The 17346-nt window shown below is 68.5% G+C and carries 18 protein-coding genes; 7 read left to right on the top strand and 11 right to left on the bottom strand.

The genetic code is table 11. From position 1 onward, the window contains the following. The 6 genes from era to OYT95_RS32585 all read right to left on the bottom strand — a co-directional run bounded on the left by era (position 1) and on the right by OYT95_RS32585 (position 5000). On the bottom strand, positions 1-918 hold the full coding sequence (gene era, locus OYT95_RS32610) for a GTPase Era (protein ID WP_005247923.1): 918 nt from the start codon (positions 916-918) through the stop codon (positions 1-3). Then, complete coding sequence (locus tag OYT95_RS32605) at positions 911-1243, bottom strand: cytidine deaminase (RefSeq protein WP_112299478.1); 333 nt, start codon at positions 1241-1243, stop codon at positions 911-913. Before OYT95_RS32605 ends, era begins: the two co-directional genes overlap by 8 nt. Next, complete coding sequence (locus OYT95_RS32600) at positions 1236-2552, bottom strand: hemolysin family protein (protein WP_268790097.1); 1317 nt, start codon at positions 2550-2552, stop codon at positions 1236-1238. The genes OYT95_RS32605 and OYT95_RS32600 overlap by 8 nt, the downstream gene beginning before the upstream one ends. Before the next feature lie 21 nt (positions 2553-2573). Continuing rightward, positions 2574-3116: an rRNA maturation RNase YbeY gene (gene ybeY, locus OYT95_RS32595; RefSeq protein WP_112299477.1), complete on the bottom strand. Its 543-nt coding sequence runs from the start codon at positions 3114-3116 to the stop codon at positions 2574-2576. Positions 3117-3152: 36 nt separating this feature from the next. Beyond that, positions 3153-4226, bottom strand: coding sequence for a PhoH family protein (locus OYT95_RS32590; RefSeq protein ID WP_005247930.1), 1074 nt, complete (start codon positions 4224-4226; stop codon positions 3153-3155). A 108-nt stretch (positions 4227-4334) separates the two neighbouring features. Further along, entirely contained in the window at positions 4335-5000 is a 666-nt protein-coding gene (locus OYT95_RS32585) for a TetR/AcrR family transcriptional regulator (protein ID WP_037226464.1), read from the bottom strand. Positions 5001-5134: 134 nt separating this feature from the next. Here OYT95_RS32585 and OYT95_RS32580 point away from each other — a divergent pair, with 134 nt between their 5' ends. Beyond that, a complete protein-coding gene (locus OYT95_RS32580) occupies positions 5135-6760 on the top strand; it encodes an MFS transporter (protein WP_268790096.1) in 1626 nt (541 codons plus the stop codon). Here the strand turns inward: OYT95_RS32580 and OYT95_RS32575 are convergent. From OYT95_RS32575 to hrcA, 4 genes are all read right to left on the bottom strand, one after another. Further along, positions 6734-7495, bottom strand: a complete 762-nt coding sequence (locus OYT95_RS32575; RefSeq protein ID WP_268790095.1) for an alpha/beta hydrolase family protein — start codon at positions 7493-7495, stop codon at positions 6734-6736. The two genes, OYT95_RS32580 and OYT95_RS32575, sit on opposite strands and share 27 nt — an antisense overlap. 6 nt (positions 7496-7501) lie before the next feature. After that, positions 7502-8263: a 16S rRNA (uracil(1498)-N(3))-methyltransferase gene (locus OYT95_RS32570; protein WP_268790094.1), complete on the bottom strand. Its 762-nt coding sequence runs from the start codon at positions 8261-8263 to the stop codon at positions 7502-7504. Positions 8264-8265: 2 nt separating this feature from the next. Then, the gene (dnaJ, locus tag OYT95_RS32565; RefSeq protein ID WP_005247937.1) at positions 8266-9417 is read right to left on the bottom strand and encodes a molecular chaperone DnaJ; all 1152 of its coding nucleotides are present in this window, start codon (positions 9415-9417) and stop codon (positions 8266-8268) included. Between the two features lie 86 nt (positions 9418-9503). Then, the gene (gene hrcA, locus OYT95_RS32560) at positions 9504-10547 is read right to left on the bottom strand and encodes a heat-inducible transcriptional repressor HrcA (RefSeq protein ID WP_005247940.1); all 1044 of its coding nucleotides are present in this window, start codon (positions 10545-10547) and stop codon (positions 9504-9506) included. 209 nt (positions 10548-10756) lie between these two features. Here hrcA and OYT95_RS32555 point away from each other — a divergent pair, with 209 nt between their 5' ends. Then, positions 10757-11074, top strand: coding sequence for a type II toxin-antitoxin system VapB family antitoxin (locus OYT95_RS32555; RefSeq protein WP_005261240.1), 318 nt, complete (start codon positions 10757-10759; stop codon positions 11072-11074). A 3-nt stretch (positions 11075-11077) separates the two neighbouring features. On the opposite strand, the gene hemW is transcribed toward OYT95_RS32555, so the two are convergent. Further along, positions 11078-12301, bottom strand: coding sequence for a radical SAM family heme chaperone HemW (gene hemW, locus OYT95_RS32550; protein ID WP_268790093.1), 1224 nt, complete (start codon positions 12299-12301; stop codon positions 11078-11080). Between the two features lie 128 nt (positions 12302-12429). Between hemW and OYT95_RS44760 the strand changes: the two genes are divergently transcribed. From OYT95_RS44760 to OYT95_RS32530, 5 genes are all read left to right on the top strand, one after another. After that, positions 12430-12531 (top strand): Ms4527A family Cys-rich leader peptide, encoded by a 102-nt coding sequence (locus OYT95_RS44760; protein WP_368681006.1) that lies wholly within the window; start codon positions 12430-12432, stop codon positions 12529-12531. Positions 12532-12651: 120 nt separating this feature from the next. Beyond that, entirely contained in the window at positions 12652-14373 is a 1722-nt protein-coding gene (locus tag OYT95_RS32545; protein ID WP_037226452.1) for a nitrite/sulfite reductase, read from the top strand. Continuing rightward, positions 14337-15077, top strand: coding sequence for a phosphoadenylyl-sulfate reductase (locus tag OYT95_RS32540; RefSeq protein ID WP_052032826.1), 741 nt, complete (start codon positions 14337-14339; stop codon positions 15075-15077). Before OYT95_RS32545 ends, OYT95_RS32540 begins: the two co-directional genes overlap by 37 nt. Beyond that, a complete protein-coding gene (gene cysD, locus OYT95_RS32535) occupies positions 15074-16027 on the top strand; it encodes a sulfate adenylyltransferase subunit CysD (RefSeq protein ID WP_037226447.1) in 954 nt (317 codons plus the stop codon). The genes OYT95_RS32540 and cysD overlap by 4 nt, the downstream gene beginning before the upstream one ends. 2 nt (positions 16028-16029) lie before the next feature. Next, positions 16030-17346, top strand: coding sequence for a sulfate adenylyltransferase subunit 1 (locus tag OYT95_RS32530; RefSeq protein WP_007299491.1), 1317 nt, complete (start codon positions 16030-16032; stop codon positions 17344-17346).

The following is a 17346-nucleotide window of genomic DNA, read 5'->3' as shown; positions in this document are numbered from 1 at the left end:
CTAGAACCCCAGGCGGCCCAGCTGCTTCGGGTCGCGCTGCCAGTCCTTGGCCACCTTGACGTGCAGTTCGAGGAAGATCTTGGTGCCGAGCAACTTCTCGATCTGCAGCCGGGCCTTGGTCCCCACCTCACGGAGGCGGGCGCCGCCCTTGCCGATCACGATGCCCTTCTGGGAGGGGCGTTCGACGTAGAGCAGGGCGTGGACGTCGAGCAGTTCACCCTGCTTCTCGGTGCGTCCCTCGCGGGGGATGATCTCCTCGATGACCACGGCCAGGGAGTGCGGCAGTTCGTCGCCGAGCCCCTCGAGTGCGGCCTCGCGAATGAGTTCCGCCATCAAGGTCTCTTCGGGTTCGTCGGTGAGCTCGCCGTCCGGGTAGAACGCCGGGCCCTCCTCCATCTTCGACGCGAGGACGTCGACGAGCACCTCCACCTGCTCACCGGAGGCGGCGGACACCGGCACGACATCCGTCTCCGGGCCGAGGAGCTTGGACACGGCCAGCAACTGCTGCCCGACCATGTCCTTGCTGACCTTGTCGATCTTCGTGACGATGCCGACGAGCGTGGTCTTCGGCGCGATCTGGCGGACCTGCTGCACGATCCACCGGTCGCCGGGGCCGATCTTCTCGTCCGCCGGGATGCACAGGCAGATCACGTCGACCTCGGAGTAGGTGTCGCGCACGAGGTCGTTGAGGCGCTGGCCGAGGAGCGTCCGGGGGCGGTGCAGACCCGGGGTGTCGACGAGGATCAGCTGCGCGTGGTCGCGGTGCACGATTCCGCGGATGGTGTGGCGGGTGGTCTGCGGACGCGAGGACGTGATCGCGATCTTGCTGCCCACCAGGGCATTGGTCAGCGTGGACTTGCCCGTGTTGGGCCGTCCGACGAAACAGACGAATCCGGAACGGAATTCGGTTTTACTCATGTTGCTCCTCGATCACGGATCCATCGGTTCGCGCGAAGACGACGGCCGCCTGCGCACTGACTTCGTGTAGGGCGGCGATGCCCGGGTCGTCCGGATTGCCGCCGATCACGACTGCGGCCTCGAAACCCTCGGCGCCACTCGACACCGCCGCCGCGACGGCCGCCTGCAGCGCGGTCAGCGACAGCGCCGTCAGCGCGACCGCGCCCGCCGAGTAGGTGCGGCCGTCGAGATCGCGGACGGCGGCGCCCTGGCCACTTCCGGTGCGGCCGAACGCTCCTCGCGCGAGCACGACCAGCTTGGCGTCTTCCTCGCCCACTTCAGTCATCGTGATCCTCCCGGTCGCCGTCGCCGCCCTCGTCCTCGTCGATCGGGGCGCGTTGCACGAAGACCGTGCTGATGCGCACCCGCCCGCGCACGTCGGGTGAGCCCTCGCCGCGGAGGACGAGACCGTGCGAGACGACCTCCGATCCCGGGAGCGGGACCCTGCCGAGTTCGTAACCGATGAGCCCGCCGACCGTTTCGACCTCGTCGTTCTCCACCTCGATGCCGAACAGTTCGCCGAGATCCTCGATGGGCAGTCGCGCGGAGACCCGGTACATGCCGTCGCCGAGATCCTCGACGGGCGGTGTCTCGTCCTGGTCGTATTCGTCGGCGATCTCTCCGACGATCTCCTCTATGACGTCCTCGATGGTGACGAGGCCGGCGATTCCGCCGTATTCGTCCACCAGGACGGCCATGTGGTTGCGGTCGCGCTGCATCTCGGCGAGCAGGCTGTCGAGAGGCTTGGAATCGGGCACGAACACGGCGGGCCGCATCACGTCGCCGACGCGGACGCTGCGTCCGCCGTCGCGCGAGTGGTAGGTCTCCTGCACGAGATCCTTGAGGTACACCACCCCGAGCACGTCGTCGACGTTCTCCCCGATCACGGGGATCCGCGAATGCCCGCTGCGGACAGCCAGCGACGTCGCCTGCCCGGCACTCTTGTCGTTCTCGATCCACACCATCTCGGTGCGCGGCACCATCACCTCGCGGGCGGACGTGTCACCGAGTTCGAACACCGACTGGATCATCCGGCGTTCCTCGTCGGCCACCACGCCGCGTTCCTGCGCCATGTCGACGAGTTCACGCAGTTCGATCTCGGAGGCGAAGGGGCCGTTGCGAAATCCCTTACCCGGGGTGATGGCGTTACCGATCAGGATCAGGAGGCGACTGATCGGGCCGAGCAGGGTTCCGATGACCTGCAGGGGAAACGACGTGATCAACGCGATCGAATAGGCGTGCTGGCGACCGAGCGTCCGGGGGCCGACCCCGATCACCACGTAGTCGACGAGCACCATGATGATCGCGGTGAACGTGAGCGCCCACACGGGCTCGAGGAGATCGGACAGGCCACCGACGAGCACCACCGTCGCCGTGATCTCGCACAGGATGCGCAGCAGCACCATGAGATTCACGTAGCGGGGACGATCCGACAGGATGCGGAGCACACGGGTGGCGCCGGGACGATCCTCCTTCGCCATCTCCTCGATGCGCGCGGACGAGATCGTGTTGAGTGCGGAATCGACGGCGGCGAAGACACCACCGAGCGGGACGAGGACGATCGCGAGGACGATCAGCGCGATGGCGCTACTCACAGAAGACCCTTCACGTGGCGGTTACTGATCCGGTGAGTCGAAGAAGCCGGCCTTGCCGAGCAGCTTCTGATCCCGGGCAGCGAGTGCGGCGTCGCGTTCGGCCCTGCGCAGATCCTCGTACCAATCCTCGAGCAACTGGTTCTGCAGTCCGAACATCTCCTTCTCCTCCTCCGGTTCGGCGTGGTCGTAGCCGAGGAGGTGGAGCACACCGTGCACGGTGAGCAGAGCGAGTTCGTGTGCGAGCGGATGACCGGCCTTCTCGGCCTGGTCCGCGGCGAAGGACGGGCACAGCACGATGTCACCGAGCATCGACGGTCCGGGCTCGGGCGAGTCCGGGCGACCGCCGGGCTCGAGCTCGTCCATCGGGAACGACATCACGTCGGTGGGACCGGGCAGGTCCATCCACCGCATGTGGAGGTCGGCCATGGTCGCCGAGTCCACGAGGACCATCGACAACTCGGCCGCGGGGTGCACGTCCATCCTCGCGATCACGAAACGGGCGACGCTGATCAGCTCCTCTTCGGAGACGTCCATGCCCGATTCGTTCGAGACTTCGATGCTCATGTGTGTCGCTTCCTCCTGGTTCCGGCGACACTCACCCTACCGTCGGGGAGAACGCGAGTGCGCCGCTCTACGCTGTGCGCGGTTCCCGAGCTCGACCTTGCCGTCCCGGTCCGCCTCGAAACGCTCGTACGCGTCGACGATGTCGGATACCAGCCGGTGCCGGACCACGTCGCTGCTGTTGAGTTCGGCGAAGTAGATGTCGTCGATGTCACCGAGGATCTCGGTGGCCGCGCGGAGTCCGGACCGGGCACCGCCCGGCAGGTCCACCTGCGTGACGTCGCCGGTGACGACGACCTTGGAGCCGAAGCCCAGCCGGGTGAGGAACATCTTCATCTGCTCGGCGGTGGTGTTCTGCGCCTCGTCGAGGATGATGAACGCGTCGTTGAGCGTGCGGCCACGCATGTACGCCAGTGGCGCCACCTCGATGACACCCGACTGCATCAACTTCGGGATGGCCTCGGGGTCCATCATGTCGTGGAGTGCGTCGTGCAGCGGGCGCAGGTACGGATCGATCTTCTCGTGCAGCGTGCCGGGCAGGAACCCGAGCCGCTCTCCCGCCTCGACCGCGGGACGGGTGAGGATGATCCGCGACACCTGCTTGGTCTGCAGGGCCTGCACCGCCTTCGCCATGGCGAGGTAGGTCTTGCCGGTACCGGCGGGCCCGATGCCGAACACGATGGTGTTGGCGTCGATCGCGTCGACGTACCGCTTCTGGTTCAGCGTCTTCGGCCGGATCGTCTTGCCGCGCCGCGACAGGATGTCGAGGGTCAGGACCTCGGCGGGCGATTCGCTCAGCCCCTGCGTGAGCATGCCGACCGTGCGACGCACCGCGTCGGGGGTCAGTGGTTGCCCGCGACCGACGATGGAGCCCAGTTCCGCGATGACCCGCTCGGCGAGGGCGACGTCGCCGGGCCGTCCCGTCAGCGTGACGGCGTTGCCGCGTACATGGATGTCTGCGTCCAGGACCCGTTCGAGAGCGCGCAGATTCTCATCGGAGGAACCGAGGAGAGGCGGGACCGTTTCGGGTGGGAGATCGATACTCGAACGCACGGTGCGTTCCGCCGGACGCGTGGCGCCGAACGTCTCGCCGTTCTGGTCTTGTTCGCTCACGTGAGGAATATGGCCTTCTTCCCGGTTCCTGGTCGGTCACGACGGTCGTCGTGATGAGGGAAGTCTATCGCTCGCAGGTCACAGCGCCCACCTGATTACGCGACGCCGTCACGACTTCGGGACATCCGGATGCTCGCGCAACCAGTGCCGCGCCTCGTCCACGACGCGGGCCCCGTCGGCCGGTGTCAGCCCGAGCACCGCGAGGTACGCGACCGCGAACGACTCCCCCGAATCCTGCACTTCGCCGGAATTCGCCTGGTCCAGCAGCGTCATCGTCATCGATTCCGCGAGCGCCACGAGCACCGTCGGCGACAGGTACGACGAGAACACCCCGGACCGCTGCCCGTGGTCGACGACCCGCACGTCCCGGTCGCGCACCACCCCGAGGAGGTCGTGGATGCGCTGTTCGCCGAGTTCGCGGCGGGCGAACGACAACAGCATGCGGAACCGGTCGCCGATCGGCCACGTCCGCAGCGCCATCACCGCGACCGCGAGGTCGGGGCGGTCCGGTTGCTGCGCCTCGTCTCCCATCGCGGCCACCAGGGCGGCGGAGGCCTCGTCCGCGATGCCCTCGACGAGCGCTTCCCGGCTGGGGAAATGCGCGTAGACGGTGCGGCGCACGACCCCGGCGCTGCGGGCGACGTCGTCCATGCTCGCGTCCGGGTCCGCGATGAAGGCGGTGACTGCCGCGTCGAGGATCCGCGCACGGTTGGCGCGTGCGTGACTTCGGCGGGTCTTCCCGGGATCTCCGGGCGACTTCGTCGGGACCGACACGGGCGGAACTCCCTCGCTGGTTGGTGTGACCTACGCCAATCTTACTTGCACACTCGTGTGCAAGTAGCTAACTTACACATCAGTGTGCAACTAACTGCCCAGGTCCGATCGAGCACTACCCGAGGAGCGTCGCCATGACCACCGTGATGAACACACCGGTCTCCCGGATGGACGGGCCGTACCCCCGGCGCTGGGCCGCGCTCGGCGTGCTGTGCCTGAGCCTGCTGATCGTCGTGATGGCGAACACCGCCCTGATCGTCGCGGCCCCCGACATGACCCGCGACCTCGCCCTGAGCAGCTCCGACCTGCAGTGGGTGATCGACGGATACACCGTCCCCTACGCCGCGCTGATGCTGCTGTTCGGCGTGATCGGCGACAAGTACAGCCGGCGCGGGGCGCTGCTCGCGGGACTGCTCGTGTTCGGCGGCGGCGCCGTCGTCGGCAGCCTCGCCGACACCACCACGGCCGTCGTCACCGCGCGCATGATCATGGGCGTCGGAGCGGCAATCATCATGCCCGCCACACTCTCTCTCCTCGTGGCGACGTTCCCGCGTGCGGAACGGGCCCGGGCCATCGCCGCATGGGCGGCGACGTCCGGTCTCGCCATCGCCCTCGGCCCGCTGCTCGCCGGCTGGCTGCTGGAGAGCCACTCGTGGAGTGCCACCTTCCTCATCAACGTGCCGATCGCCGCCGTCGCGGCGGTCGCGGCGCTGATGCTCGTCCCGCCGTCCAAGGCCGACGCAAGCGGTCCGATCGACTGGCTGGGCGGGCTGCTGTCGGTGGTGACCATCGGATCGCTCGTGTACGCGATCATCGACGGATTCCACTTCGGCTGGGGCGCAGGCGCTGTCGGCGCGGCCGTCACCGCGGCCGTGGGTCTCGGACTGTTCGTCGCGTGGGAGCTCCGTCATTCGCAGCCGCTGCTCGACGTCCGCAGGCTGGGCGGGCGCGAGGTGGGCGGCTCCACCCTGGCCGTGCTGCTGCTATTCCTCGCAGCGTTCGGGTCGATCTACTACGTGTCGCAGGAATTCCAGTTCGTCCTGGGGCTGAGCCCCCTCGCCACGGGCGTCCACCTGCTGCCGCTCGCCGCTGCGGTGTCGGTCGGGTCGGTGCTCAGCGGGCGCGTCCACCCGAGGCTCGGCACCCGGGTCACCGTCGTCGCCGGCATGGTGATCGCGGCCGCGGGTGTGCTGCTGATGACGACCGTCGACGGTGGTTCGGGGTACCTCGATTTCCTCGTCCCGCTGGTCCTGCTCGGTATCGGAATCGGTCTGAGCGTGTCCCCCGCCACGGACGCCATCATGGGCAACTTCCCCGAGAGCGACCTCGGCGCCGCAGGCGGTCTCAACGACACCGCGATCGAACTGGGCGGATCGCTCGGGATCGCGATTCTCGGCTCGGTCCTCGCGTCGGCTTACAAGGACGACATCGCCGGCTTCCTCGGCACGCTGCCCGTCGGTCAGCTGTCCGGCGAGCAGGCCGAGCAGGCCGCGCAGGCCGTGGCCGTCGCGGGAGACTCGGTCGGCGGGGCGTCGGTGGTGGCAGGGGAACTGAGCGCCGACCCGCTGTTCGCGTCACAGTCCCAGGCACTGCTGGACGCCGCGGGCACGGCGTTCGGGCATGCCATCGCCCAGGCCAGCCTGGCCGGAGGAGTCGCACTGGGACTCGGGGCCGTGATCGTGGCCCTCGTTCTTCCGGGCCGCCCGACGACATCCGAAACCGAGCGCCGCAGTTCAGAACTCGCCGGCGTCGGACAGTAGGGCGTCCCGCGAGATCTTCCAGCAGTCGGTCTCGGGATTCAGGAACGCGTAGTGGTCTTCGCCCTCGACGACATGCAGCGCGACCGGGTCCCCGGCCGCCCGCGCGGCCTCGCTGTACCGCACACTCACCTTCGCCGGAACCTGCGCGTCCTCCGTGCCGTGCACGCACACCACCGGCACCCCGGTGGGGATGCGGTGCAGTGGGGACGCGGCGCGGTACCGATCGGGGTCTTCGTCGAAGGGGACGCCGAGCAGATCCTCGATGTAGCCGATCCGCCGGCCACGCTCCCCCGCGGACGCGAGATCCAGGGCGCCCGCCTGGGACACGACCCGCTCCGGCCGGACCGTCGTCCGCTTCTCCCCGGCGAGCCACACTGCGAGCTGTCCACCGGCCGAGTGGCCGGCGACCCGGACCTTCGACAGGTCGAACGGGACGGGCGACTGCTCGGCGACCGGCCCGGCGATCGCGTCGAGCGCGGCGAGAACGTCGGCGGACATCTCGTCCCACCCGCCGCCCGCACCGAGCCTGCGGTATTCGATGTTCCAGACGGCGACCCCGTGGCGGGCCAGGTCGACCGCGAAGCTCGTGCCCAGGTTCAGGTGATACTTACCGCTCCAGAAGCCGCCGTGGACGACCATCACCACCGGGACCTCGGCGGCCACGGGCTCCTCGGGCGGGTAGAAGTGCCCGAACTGCTGCGGTTCGGGTCCGTAGGCGATGCGAATGCGGTCCACGGACAGTCAGGCTAGCGGGGCCGCGCCCCAGCGGTCAGTGAGGACTCCGATGGCGCCCAGAGCGACGGCGGCGGCGGTCGAGGTCCGCAGAACGTGCGGGCCGAGCAGCACCGGGACGGCGCCGGCGTCCGTCAGCGCGGCGATCTCCTCCTCGGAGATACCGCCCTCCGGACCGACGACGAGCACGATCTCGGCCGCCGAACGCAGCGGCAGCCCGGCGAGGCCATGGGTGGCCGCCTCGTGCAGCACGGCGACGACGCCGCCCCGGCCGACCACCTCACGGACGAGGGCGAGCATTCCCGCGGTGCGGTGCAGTTCCGACACGTCGGGGACGATCGCCCGCCGGGACTGCTTGGCGGCGGCGAGCGCCGCGCTACGCCAGCGAGCGACACCCTTCGCGACCTTGGGGCCCTCCCACCGCGCCACGCATCGCGACGACTGCCACGGCACGATCGCGTCGACGCCGGCCTCGGTGGCCAGCTCGACCGCCAGCTCGGACCGCTCCGCCTTCGGGAGCGCTTGCACCACAGTCACACTCGGGGACGGTGCCGACACCTGACGACGCTCGTGAACGGTGAGTTCGAGCCGGTCCTTCCCGGCCGCCGTCACCTCGGTGTCGGCGAGACCACCCCGGCCGTCGGCCAGCACGATCCGCTCCCCGACACCGATCCGGCGCACCGTCGCGGCATGCCTGCCCTCCGGACCGTCCAGGACCGCGGTACTCCCCACCTCGGGCAGCGGGTCGAGGAAGAAGACCGTCGCCGCCACGGTCAGCGACCGCTGAACGCTTCACGCAGGCGTGAGAACAATCCGCCGCTGTGCTGCGACTGGGTGGAGACGACCTCGGCGACGTCGCGGTCGCGGAGGTCCTTGAGTTCGCGGAGAAGCTTCGTCTCCTTGTGGTCGAGGCGCGACGGAACCACGACCTCGAGGTGCGCGTGCACGTCGCCGCGGATGCCGGAACGCAGCTTCGGCATGCCGTGCCCGCGCAGGACCGTCACCGATCCCGGCTGGGTTCCCGGCTCGATGGTGATCTCCTTGGGCCCGTCGATGATCGTGTCGATCGTCACGGTGGTGCCGAGGGCGGCGTCGATCATCGGAACCCGGATCGTGCAGTGCAGGTCTTCGCCGTCGCGCACGAACACCTCGTGTGCCTGCTCGACCACCTCGACGTACAGGTCGCCTGCCGGTCCGCCACCGGGGCCGACCTCGCCCTGCGCGGCGAGCCGGATCCGCATTCCGCCTGCGACGCCCGCGGGCACCTTGACCGTGATGTCGCGGCGGGCGCGCACCCGGCCGTCGCCGCCACACTTGTGGCAGGGGTCGGGGATCGTCTCGCCGGCGCCGCGGCAGGTGGGGCACGGCCGTGACGTCATGACCTGGCCGAGGAACGAACGCTGCACCGACTGGACCTCGCCCGCACCGCCACAGGTCTCACAGCGCACCGGCTTGGAATCGCCGTTGGTGCCCGCACCGGTGCAGCTGTCGCACAGGATCGCCGTCTCGACGGTGACCTGCTTGCTCACGCCGGTCGCGCATTCCGCCAACGTCAGCCTGGTGCGCAGGAGGGAATCGGCGCCCGGCTGGACGCGGCCGCGCGGCCCGCGGCCGGCACCGCCTCCGCCGCCGAAGAATGCTTCGAACACGTCGCCGAGGCCGCCACCGAAACCACCGCCGAAGCCGGCACCGCCTCCGCCGCCACCCGAGGAGAGGGGGTCGCCGCCGAGGTCGACGATGCGACGCTTCTCCGGATCCGACAGCACCTCGTAGGCCGTCGAGATGTCCCGGAACCGGGCCTGCGCCGCCTCGTCGGGGTTCACGTCGGGATGCAGTTCCCTCGCAAGCTTGCGGTACGCGCGCTTGAGCTCCTGATCGGTCGCCTTCTGATCGACGCCGAGCGTTGCGTAGTAATCCCGTGCCACGTTGAGTCTCTCGTCCTTCTCTACTTCGTTATCTCGCTACCGGTACGTGTGCTCGCCCACGGCGGCGCTGTCGCCGGGGCCGGCCGTCACCGCTCGGCGAGCACCTGGCCGATGTATCTCGCAACGGCTGCCACCGACGCGATTGTTCCCGGATAGTCCATTCGGGTGGGTCCGAGCACGCCCATTCCGCCGAGCACGGTGCCTGCCGCACCGTAGCCGGTCGAGATGACGGAGGTGCCGCGCATCTGCTCCACCTGGGTTTCCTCGCCGATCCGCACCGTCACGGTGCCCGCGTCCTGCGTGGCGGCGAGCAGCTTGAGCACCACCACCTGCTCCTCGAGCGCCTCGAGGACCGCACGCAGCGAACCGGGGAATCCGCTGATTCCCGAGAAGTCGGCGGCGTTGCGGGTCAGGTTCGCGGTGCCGCCGAGAACCAGCCGCTCCTCGGGATGCTCGACGAGCGTTTCCACCAGCACGGTGGCCGAACGGATCACGGCATCGCGCAGATCCTCCGGGGCCTCGTCGGCGAGTTCCGAGACGGCGATGGACGCCGCCGCCAGCCGCTTACCGTCGAGCGCGCCCCCGAGCAGTCCGCGCAGCCGCGCCAGGTCCTGGTCGTCGAGCACGTCGCCGAGTTCGACGATGCGCTGATCCACTCGGCCCGAATCGGTGATGAGCACGAGCAGCAGACGGGCCGGTGTCAGCGCGACCACCTCGAGGTGCCGGACCGACGACGCCGAGAGTGTGGGATATTGCACAACCGCGACCTGGCGTGTGAGTTGCGCGAGCAGGCGCACACCGCGCCGGAGAACGTCGTCGAGGTCGACCCCGGACTCGAGGAAATCGAGGATCGCGCGCCGCTCCGCCGTCGACAGCGGCTTCACGTCGGCGATGCGGTCGACGAATTGCCGGTAGCCCTTGTCCGTGGGAACGCGGCCGGAACTCGTGTGCGGCTGGGCGATGTAGCCCTCGCTCTCGAGGAACGCCATGTCGTTGCGGACCGTCGCACTGGAAACACCCAGGTTGTGCCGCTCGACCAGCGCCTTCGATCCCACCGGCTCCTGGGTCGAGACGTAGTCGGCGACGATGGCGCGGAGAACCTCGAACCGTCTGTCGTCCGTACTCGACATCGCCGTCCACCTCCAGTTCTCGATCATCACGAGCAGCGGCGTCACCGAACCTGCGTTCGGATCGGCCGCCACATCCCCTGAGCTACGTGCAGTTGCACGTGCATCTCGGCTCGGTCCAGTCTAATCGTCGCGCCGCCGATACCGGTTCAGGCCTTACTGTGGTGACCGGAGACGGGCAGAGGCAACGACCACGGGCGGATGACGAGGCGATGATTTTCAAAGGTGTCATGGACGGCAAGCCGTACCCGGACCACGGGTTGTCGCTGCGCGACTGGTCCAAGATCCCACCCCGGCAGGTGCGGCTCGACGAGATCGTCACCACGACCAAGGTTCTCGAGCTCGACCGGCTGCTGTCGGAGGACTCGACGTTCTACGGCGACCTGTTCCCGCACGCGGTCCAGTGGCACGGGGTGCTCTACCTCGAAGACGGCCTGCACCGGGCCGTGCGCTCGGCTCTGCGGAACCGCGTCGTGCTGCACGCCCGCGTCTTCGACTACGACGAGATGCCCGGCATCGTCACGGCCTGACCGCTAGCGCAGCACCGTCCGGACCACGGCGTCGGCGAGGAGCCGCCCACGGTCGGTCAGCACCAGGTGCTCGCCCTCGCGCACCAGCAGTCCGTCGGCCACCACCGTCTCGGCCGCGCGCTGCTCCGCGGCATCCAGTTCCGCCACCGGAAGTCCCGTCCGCAGCCGCGCGGTGAGCATCACCCGCTCGACGTGGACGTCCTCCGTGGTCAGCTGCTCGCTTCCACCGACAGGCAGGCTTCCCGCCGCCAGCTGGTCCGCGTAGCGCGCCGGATGCTTGACGTTCCACCAGCGCACTCCGCCGACGTGGCTGTGCGCGCCCGGCCCGGCGCCCCACCAGTCCCCGCCGTCCCAGTACCCCAGGTTGTGCCGGCAGCGTGATTCCCCCGTCGCGGCGTCAGCCGATGCCCAGTTGGAGACCTCGTACCAGGTCAGGCCCGCGTCGGCGAGCCGAGCGTCGATGCGCTCGTACCGCGACGCCAGGACGTCGTCGTCGGGCGCGGGCAGTTCGCCGCGGCGCACCTTCCTCGCCAGCGCGGTGCCGTCCTCGACGATCAGCGCGTAGGCGGACACGTGGTCCACCCCGGCGGACAGCACCGCGTCCAGCGAGAGGTCGAGGTCGGCGTCGCGCTCCCCCGGAGTTCCGTAGATGAGGTCGAGATTGACGTGCTCGAACCCGGCTGCCCTCGCCTCCTGCGCCGCCGCCACGGCACGTCCCGGTGTGTGGGTGCGGTCGAGCACCTTCAGGACGTGCTGCGCCGCCGACTGCATGCCCAGCGAGATTCTCGTGAATCCACCCGCACGCAACTGCTCGAAGAACTCCGGCGACGTGGACTCGGGGTTCGATTCGGTGGTCACTTCGGCGCCCTTCGCGAGCCCGAAACTCGAGCGGACCGCACCGAGGACGTCCGACAGTCCGTCGCCTCCGAGGAGTGACGGCGTGCCGCCGCCGACGAAGACGGTGTCGACGGCCGGGGCGCCCGTCATCTGCGCGGCGAGGTCGAGTTCGCGGCGCAACCCCTCCATCCACGACTGCGGCGACGCCGACGTCCCCAGCTCACCTGCCGTGTACGTGTTGAAATCGCAGTATCCGCAGCGTGTGGCGCAGAAAGGCACGTGCACGTAGATCCCGAACGGGCGGCTCCCCACACCTGCCAGCGCACTCCCGGGCAGCGCGAATGCCGCCGCCTCGTCGCGACCGACCGTGGTAGTGCTCGTTCCGTTCACCCTTCCAGTGTCCATGGTCGGCGGCCTGTGCTCCCCACCCGACCGTCGTGGGCCCCTCCTCGTGATATTTCCCGCAAAAATGGTGGAAATCGGTGCCCGGCTCTGCGTGAGCGATCTGACGTGGCACAATGGTCGGCATGACCGGACCCGGAGTGCGACTTGTGGCGCGTCGTCACGTCGATCTCAAGCGCGTCTGCAGCTGTTGTTGTCTGCCCTGTATCGCGCAGTAATTCAGCCTGTCAGCCCGTTCATCATTCTTCTCGACTTCCGGCCGGATTCGAATGCCCCGAGCGAGGACCAGCCCTCCTCCTCGGCCTCAGCCGGTGCATCTTGAGATTCAGGAGTGCTCCATGACGTCGACCACCGACGCCTCCCCCGCTGCCGTCGACGCAGCACCCGCGCGTACGCGCACGGCGAAGCCGGCCCGGCGACGTGCCGAAGGCCAGTGGGCCCTCGGTTACCGCGAGCCCCTCAATGCCAACGAGCAGGCCAAGAAGGACGACAACCCGCTCAACGTCCGGGCCCGCATCGAGAACATCTACTCGAAGCAGGGTTTCGACAGCATCGACAAGGGCGACCTGCGTGGCCGTATGCGCTGGTGGGGTCTCTACACCCAGCGCGAGCAGGGTTACGACGGCACGTTCACCGGTGACGAGAACATCGACCTGCTCGAGGCCAAGTACTTCATGATGCGGGTCCGCTGCGACGCCGGCGCCCTGAACGTCGAGCAGCTCCGCACCATCGCCGGGATCTCCACCGAGTTCGCGCGCGACACCGCCGACCTCTCCGACCGCGAGAACGTCCAGTACCACTGGATCGAGGTCGAGAACGTCCCGGAGATCTGGAAGCGCCTCGAAGGTGTCGGCCTCAAGACCACCGAGGCGTGCGGTGACTGCCCCCGCGTCGTCCTGGGTTCACCGCTGGCAGGCGAGTCGCTGACCGAGGTCCTCGACCCGACTCCCGCGATCGACGAGATCGTCCGCCGCTACATCGGCAAGCCCGAGTACTCGAACCTGCCGCGCAAGTTCAAGACCGCGATCTCCGGTCAGCAGGACGTGGTGCACGAGATCAACGATGTCGCGTTCATCGGGGTCAACCACCCCGAACACGGTCCCGGCCTCGACCTGTGGGTCGGCGGCGGACTGTCCACCAACCCGATGATGGCGCAGCGGGTCGGTGTCTGGGTGCCGCTCGACGAGGTTCCCGACGTGTGGGAGGCCGTCGTGTCGATCTTCCGCGACTACGGCTACCGCCGGCTGCGGAACAAGGCCCGCCTGAAGTTCCTGATCAAGGACTGGGGCATCGAGAGGTTCCGCGAGGTCCTCGAAACCGAGTACCTGAAGCGCAAGCTCATCGACGGCCCCGCGCCGGAGAAGCCCACCCGCCCGATCGACCACGTCGGTGTGCAGAAGACCCGCAACGGTCTCAATGCCGTCGGCGTCGCCCCCATCGCGGGCCGCGTGTCGGGCACGATCCTGGCCAAGGTCGCGGACGCCGCGGAGCGCGCCGGAAGCGACAAGATCCGCTTCACGCCGTACCAGAAGCTGATCATTCTCGACGTCGCCGACGACAAGCTCGAACAGCTGATCGCCGACCTGGACGAGGTGGGCCTGCCCGCGCGTCCGTCGCACTGGCGCAAGAACCTGATGGCGTGCTCGGGCATCGAGTTCTGCAAGCTGTCGTTCGCGGAGACGCGGAAGCGCTCGCAGGTTCTCGTCCCCGAACTCGAGCAGCGGCTCGCCGACATCAACGCGCAGCTCGACGTGCCGATCACGATCAACATCAACGGCTGCCCGAACTCCTGCGCCCGCTCGCAGATCGCCGACATCGGGTTCAAGGGGATGCTCGTCGACGACGGCGAGGGCAACCAGGTGGAGGGCTTCCAGGTCCACCTCGGTGGCAGCCTCGGATTCGATTCGGCCTTCGGCCGGAAGCTCCGCCAGCACAAGGTCACCAGCCTCGAACTCGGTGACTACATCGATCGCGTCGTCCGCCACTTCGTGAAGCACCGCAACGAGGGTGAACGCTTCGCGGAATGGGTCGTCCGCGCAGACGAAGGAGACTTGCGTTGAATCTCGCCACAGCCACCCAGGACGACCTTCGGCTCCTTGCCGCGCAGGGCGCGGCAAGCCTCGAGGGTGCCTCCGCGCACGAACTGCTGCGGTGGACGGAAGAGACATTCGGAAGCGACTACATCGTCGCCTCGAACATGCAGGACGGCGTTCTGGTGCACCTCGCCGCCCAAGTCCATCCCGGCGTGGACGTGCTGTTCCTCGACACCGGCTATCACTTCGCGGAAACCATCGGCACCCGCGACGCCGTCGAGCAGGTGTACGGCGTCAACGTGATCAACGCGCGGGCCGAGGCGAGCGTCGCCGAGCAGGATGCGGCGGAGGGCAAGGATCTGTTCGCCCGCGAACCCAACCGGTGCTGCGCACTGCGGAAGGTCGCCCCGCTGAAGAAGACCCTGTCCGGCTACAAGGCGTGGGTCACCGGTATCCGGCGAGTCGAGGCGCCCACCCGCGCCAACGCCCCCCTGATCTCGTTCGACGACGCGTTCGGTCTGGTGAAGATCAATCCGATCGCCGCGTGGTCCGACGAAGACATGCAGTCCTACATCGACGAGCACTCGATTCTGGTGAATCCGCTCGTCGACGAGGGCTATCCGTCCATCGGGTGCGCTCCGTGCACCAGCAAGCCAGCCCCCGGCAGCGATCCGCGCAGCGGCCGCTGGGCCGGTCAGGCCAAGACAGAATGCGGGTTGCACGCCTCATGACCATCGACATCTCCACTTCCCTCGCCGAATCCGCCCTCCGGCCGCAGTTGGACGGGGCGCAGTTCGACACGCTCGACGCGCTCGAGTCGGAAGCCATCCACATCTTCCGCGAGGTCGCGGGCGAGTTCGAACGCCCGGTGATCCTGTTCTCCGGCGGCAAGGACTCCACGGTGCTGCTGCACCTGGCGATCAAGGCGTTCTGGCCCGCACCGCTGCCGTTCGCGCTGCTGCACGTCGACACCGGACACAACCTGCAGGAAGTCCTCGACTTCCGCGATCACGTCGTGTCCAAGTACAACCTGCGTCTGCACGTGGCGAAGGTCGAGGACTACCTGGCCGACGGCCGGCTCACCGAGCGCCCCGACGGGATCCGCAACCCCCTCCAGACCGTTCCGCTGCTCGACGCCATCGCCGAGAACCGTTTCGACGCGGTCTTCGGTGGCGCTCGACGCGACGAGGAGCGGGCCCGGGCCAAGGAGCGCATCTTCTCGCTGCGCAACAGTTTCGGCCAGTGGGACCCGAAGAAGCAGCGCCCCGAACTGTGGAACCTGTACAACGGCAAGCACTCCCCCGGTGAGCAGGTCCGCGTCTTCCCGCTCAGCAACTTCACCGAACTCGACATCTGGCGGTACATCGCCCGTGACAACGTCGAACTGGCCAGCATCTACTACGCGCACCAGCGCGAGGTGTACCAGCGCGACGGCATGTGGATGACGCCCGGCGTGTGGGGCGGACCGTCCGAGGGTGAGGACCTGCAGACGCTGTCGGTGCGGTACCGCACCGTCGGCGACGGGTCCACCACGGGCGCAGTTCTTTCCGAGGCCGGCGACAACGAGGCGATCCTTGCCGAGGTCGCAGCGTCCCGGCTGACCGAGCGCGGCGCAACCCGCGGCGACGACCGAGTTTCCGAAGCGGCCATGGAAGACCGCAAGCGAGAGGGCTATTTCTGATCATGAGCGACCTCCACGTGCGTAGCCCGCGAAGCACGCAGTTGCTTCGGCTTGCCACCGCCGGCAGTGTGGACGACGGCAAGTCGACCCTCGTCGGCCGTCTGCTGTACGACACGAAATCGGTTCTCGCCGACCAGATCGACGCCGTCACCCGGGCATCGGTCGACAAGGGGCTGTCCACCCCCGACCTGTCGCTGCTGGTCGACGGCCTGCGCGCGGAACGTGAACAGGGCATCACGATCGACGTGGCGTACCGGTACTTCGCGACCCCCCGCCGCTCCTTCGTCCTCGCCGACACTCCCGGGCACGTGCAGTACACCCGGAACACGGTGTCGGGCGCGTCCACCGCGCAGATGGTGATCCTGCTGGTCGATGCCCGCAAGGGTGTCATTTCCCAGACGCGCAAGCACGCCGCCGTTCTCGCGCTGCTCGGCGTCCCCAAGCTGGTGCTGGCCGTCAACAAGATCGACCTCGTCGAGGATCCGGCCACCGTGTTCGCGAACATTTCGGCGGAGTTCAACTCGCTGACCAGTTCGCTCGGCTGGGCGTCCGAGGACGTCGTCGAGATCCCGGTGTCGGCCCTGCACGGCGACAACGTCGCGGTGCGTTCGGAGAACACCCCGTACTACGACGGCCCCACGCTCATCGAGCACCTCGAGTCGGTGCCCGTCGACGCCGAACCCCACCGGGTCGGTCTCCGCTTCCCCGTCCAGTACGTGATCCGTCCGCGAACGGCGGAGTTCCCGGACTACCGCGGGTACGCCGGACAGGTCGCCGCGGGTGAGGTGACCCCGGGCGACGAGGTCGTGATCCTGCCGTCGGGTGTCCGCACCACGGTCACCCGCATCGACACCGCGGACGGCGAACTCGACAGCGCCCACGCCGGCCGCAGCGTCACTCTCGTGCTGGCCGATGACGTCGACGTCTCCCGCGGCGACGTCATCGCCTCCCCCGCCGACGCCCCGGAGCCGCTCGGCGAATTCGACGCGACGGTCTGCTGGCTGGCCGAGAAGCCGCTGCGTCCCGGCGCGCGCCTGCTGCTCAAGCACGGCACCCGCACCACGCAGGCCATCGTCGGCACGCTCGTCGAGCGCTTCAACGAGCAGGAGCTCACCTCGGAGCCCAGCCCGGAGTCGTTGGAACTCAACGAGATCGGCAAGATCTCGGTGCGTGTCGCCGAGCCGATCGTCGCGGACGACTACACCGTGAACCGCCACACCGGCAGCTTCCTGCTGATCGATCCGGCCGGCGGCAACACGCTCGCGGCCGGCCTCGTCGGAGATGCCATCGCAGCGGTGGAGCTCGGCGAGCGCGTCTAG

This window comes from Rhodococcus sp. JS3073, from assembly GCF_026810085.1.
In the GTDB taxonomy this organism is placed as follows: Bacteria; Actinomycetota; Actinomycetes; order Mycobacteriales; family Mycobacteriaceae; genus Rhodococcus_F; species Rhodococcus_F wratislaviensis.
This window is presented reverse-complemented; position numbering and strand designations above follow the sequence as displayed.

Excerpts from the sequence above, each read along its gene's own strand:
- OYT95_RS44760 (WP_368681006.1), top strand. The coding sequence starts at position 12,430 with ATGGTCGGCATGACCGGACCCGGAGTGCGACTTGTGGCGCGTCGTCAC.
- OYT95_RS32555 (WP_005261240.1), top strand. The coding sequence starts at position 10,757 with ATGATTTTCAAAGGTGTCATGGACGGCAAGCCGTACCCGGACCACGGG.
- OYT95_RS32580 (WP_268790096.1), top strand. The coding sequence starts at position 5,135 with ATGACCACCGTGATGAACACACCGGTCTCCCGGATGGACGGGCCGTAC.
- hrcA (WP_005247940.1), bottom strand. The coding sequence starts at position 10,547 with ATGTCGAGTACGGACGACAGACGGTTCGAGGTTCTCCGCGCCATCGTC.
- cysD (WP_037226447.1), top strand. The coding sequence starts at position 15,074 with ATGACCATCGACATCTCCACTTCCCTCGCCGAATCCGCCCTCCGGCCG.
- OYT95_RS32530 (WP_007299491.1), top strand. The coding sequence starts at position 16,030 with ATGAGCGACCTCCACGTGCGTAGCCCGCGAAGCACGCAGTTGCTTCGG.
- era (WP_005247923.1), bottom strand. The coding sequence starts at position 918 with ATGAGTAAAACCGAATTCCGTTCCGGATTCGTCTGTTTCGTCGGACGG.
- OYT95_RS32605 (WP_112299478.1), bottom strand. The coding sequence starts at position 1,243 with ATGACTGAAGTGGGCGAGGAAGACGCCAAGCTGGTCGTGCTCGCGCGA.
- OYT95_RS32540 (WP_052032826.1), top strand. The coding sequence starts at position 14,337 with ATGGGTCGTCCGCGCAGACGAAGGAGACTTGCGTTGAATCTCGCCACA.
- ybeY (WP_112299477.1), bottom strand. The coding sequence starts at position 3,116 with ATGAGCATCGAAGTCTCGAACGAATCGGGCATGGACGTCTCCGAAGAG.
- OYT95_RS32545 (WP_037226452.1), top strand. The coding sequence starts at position 12,652 with ATGACGTCGACCACCGACGCCTCCCCCGCTGCCGTCGACGCAGCACCC.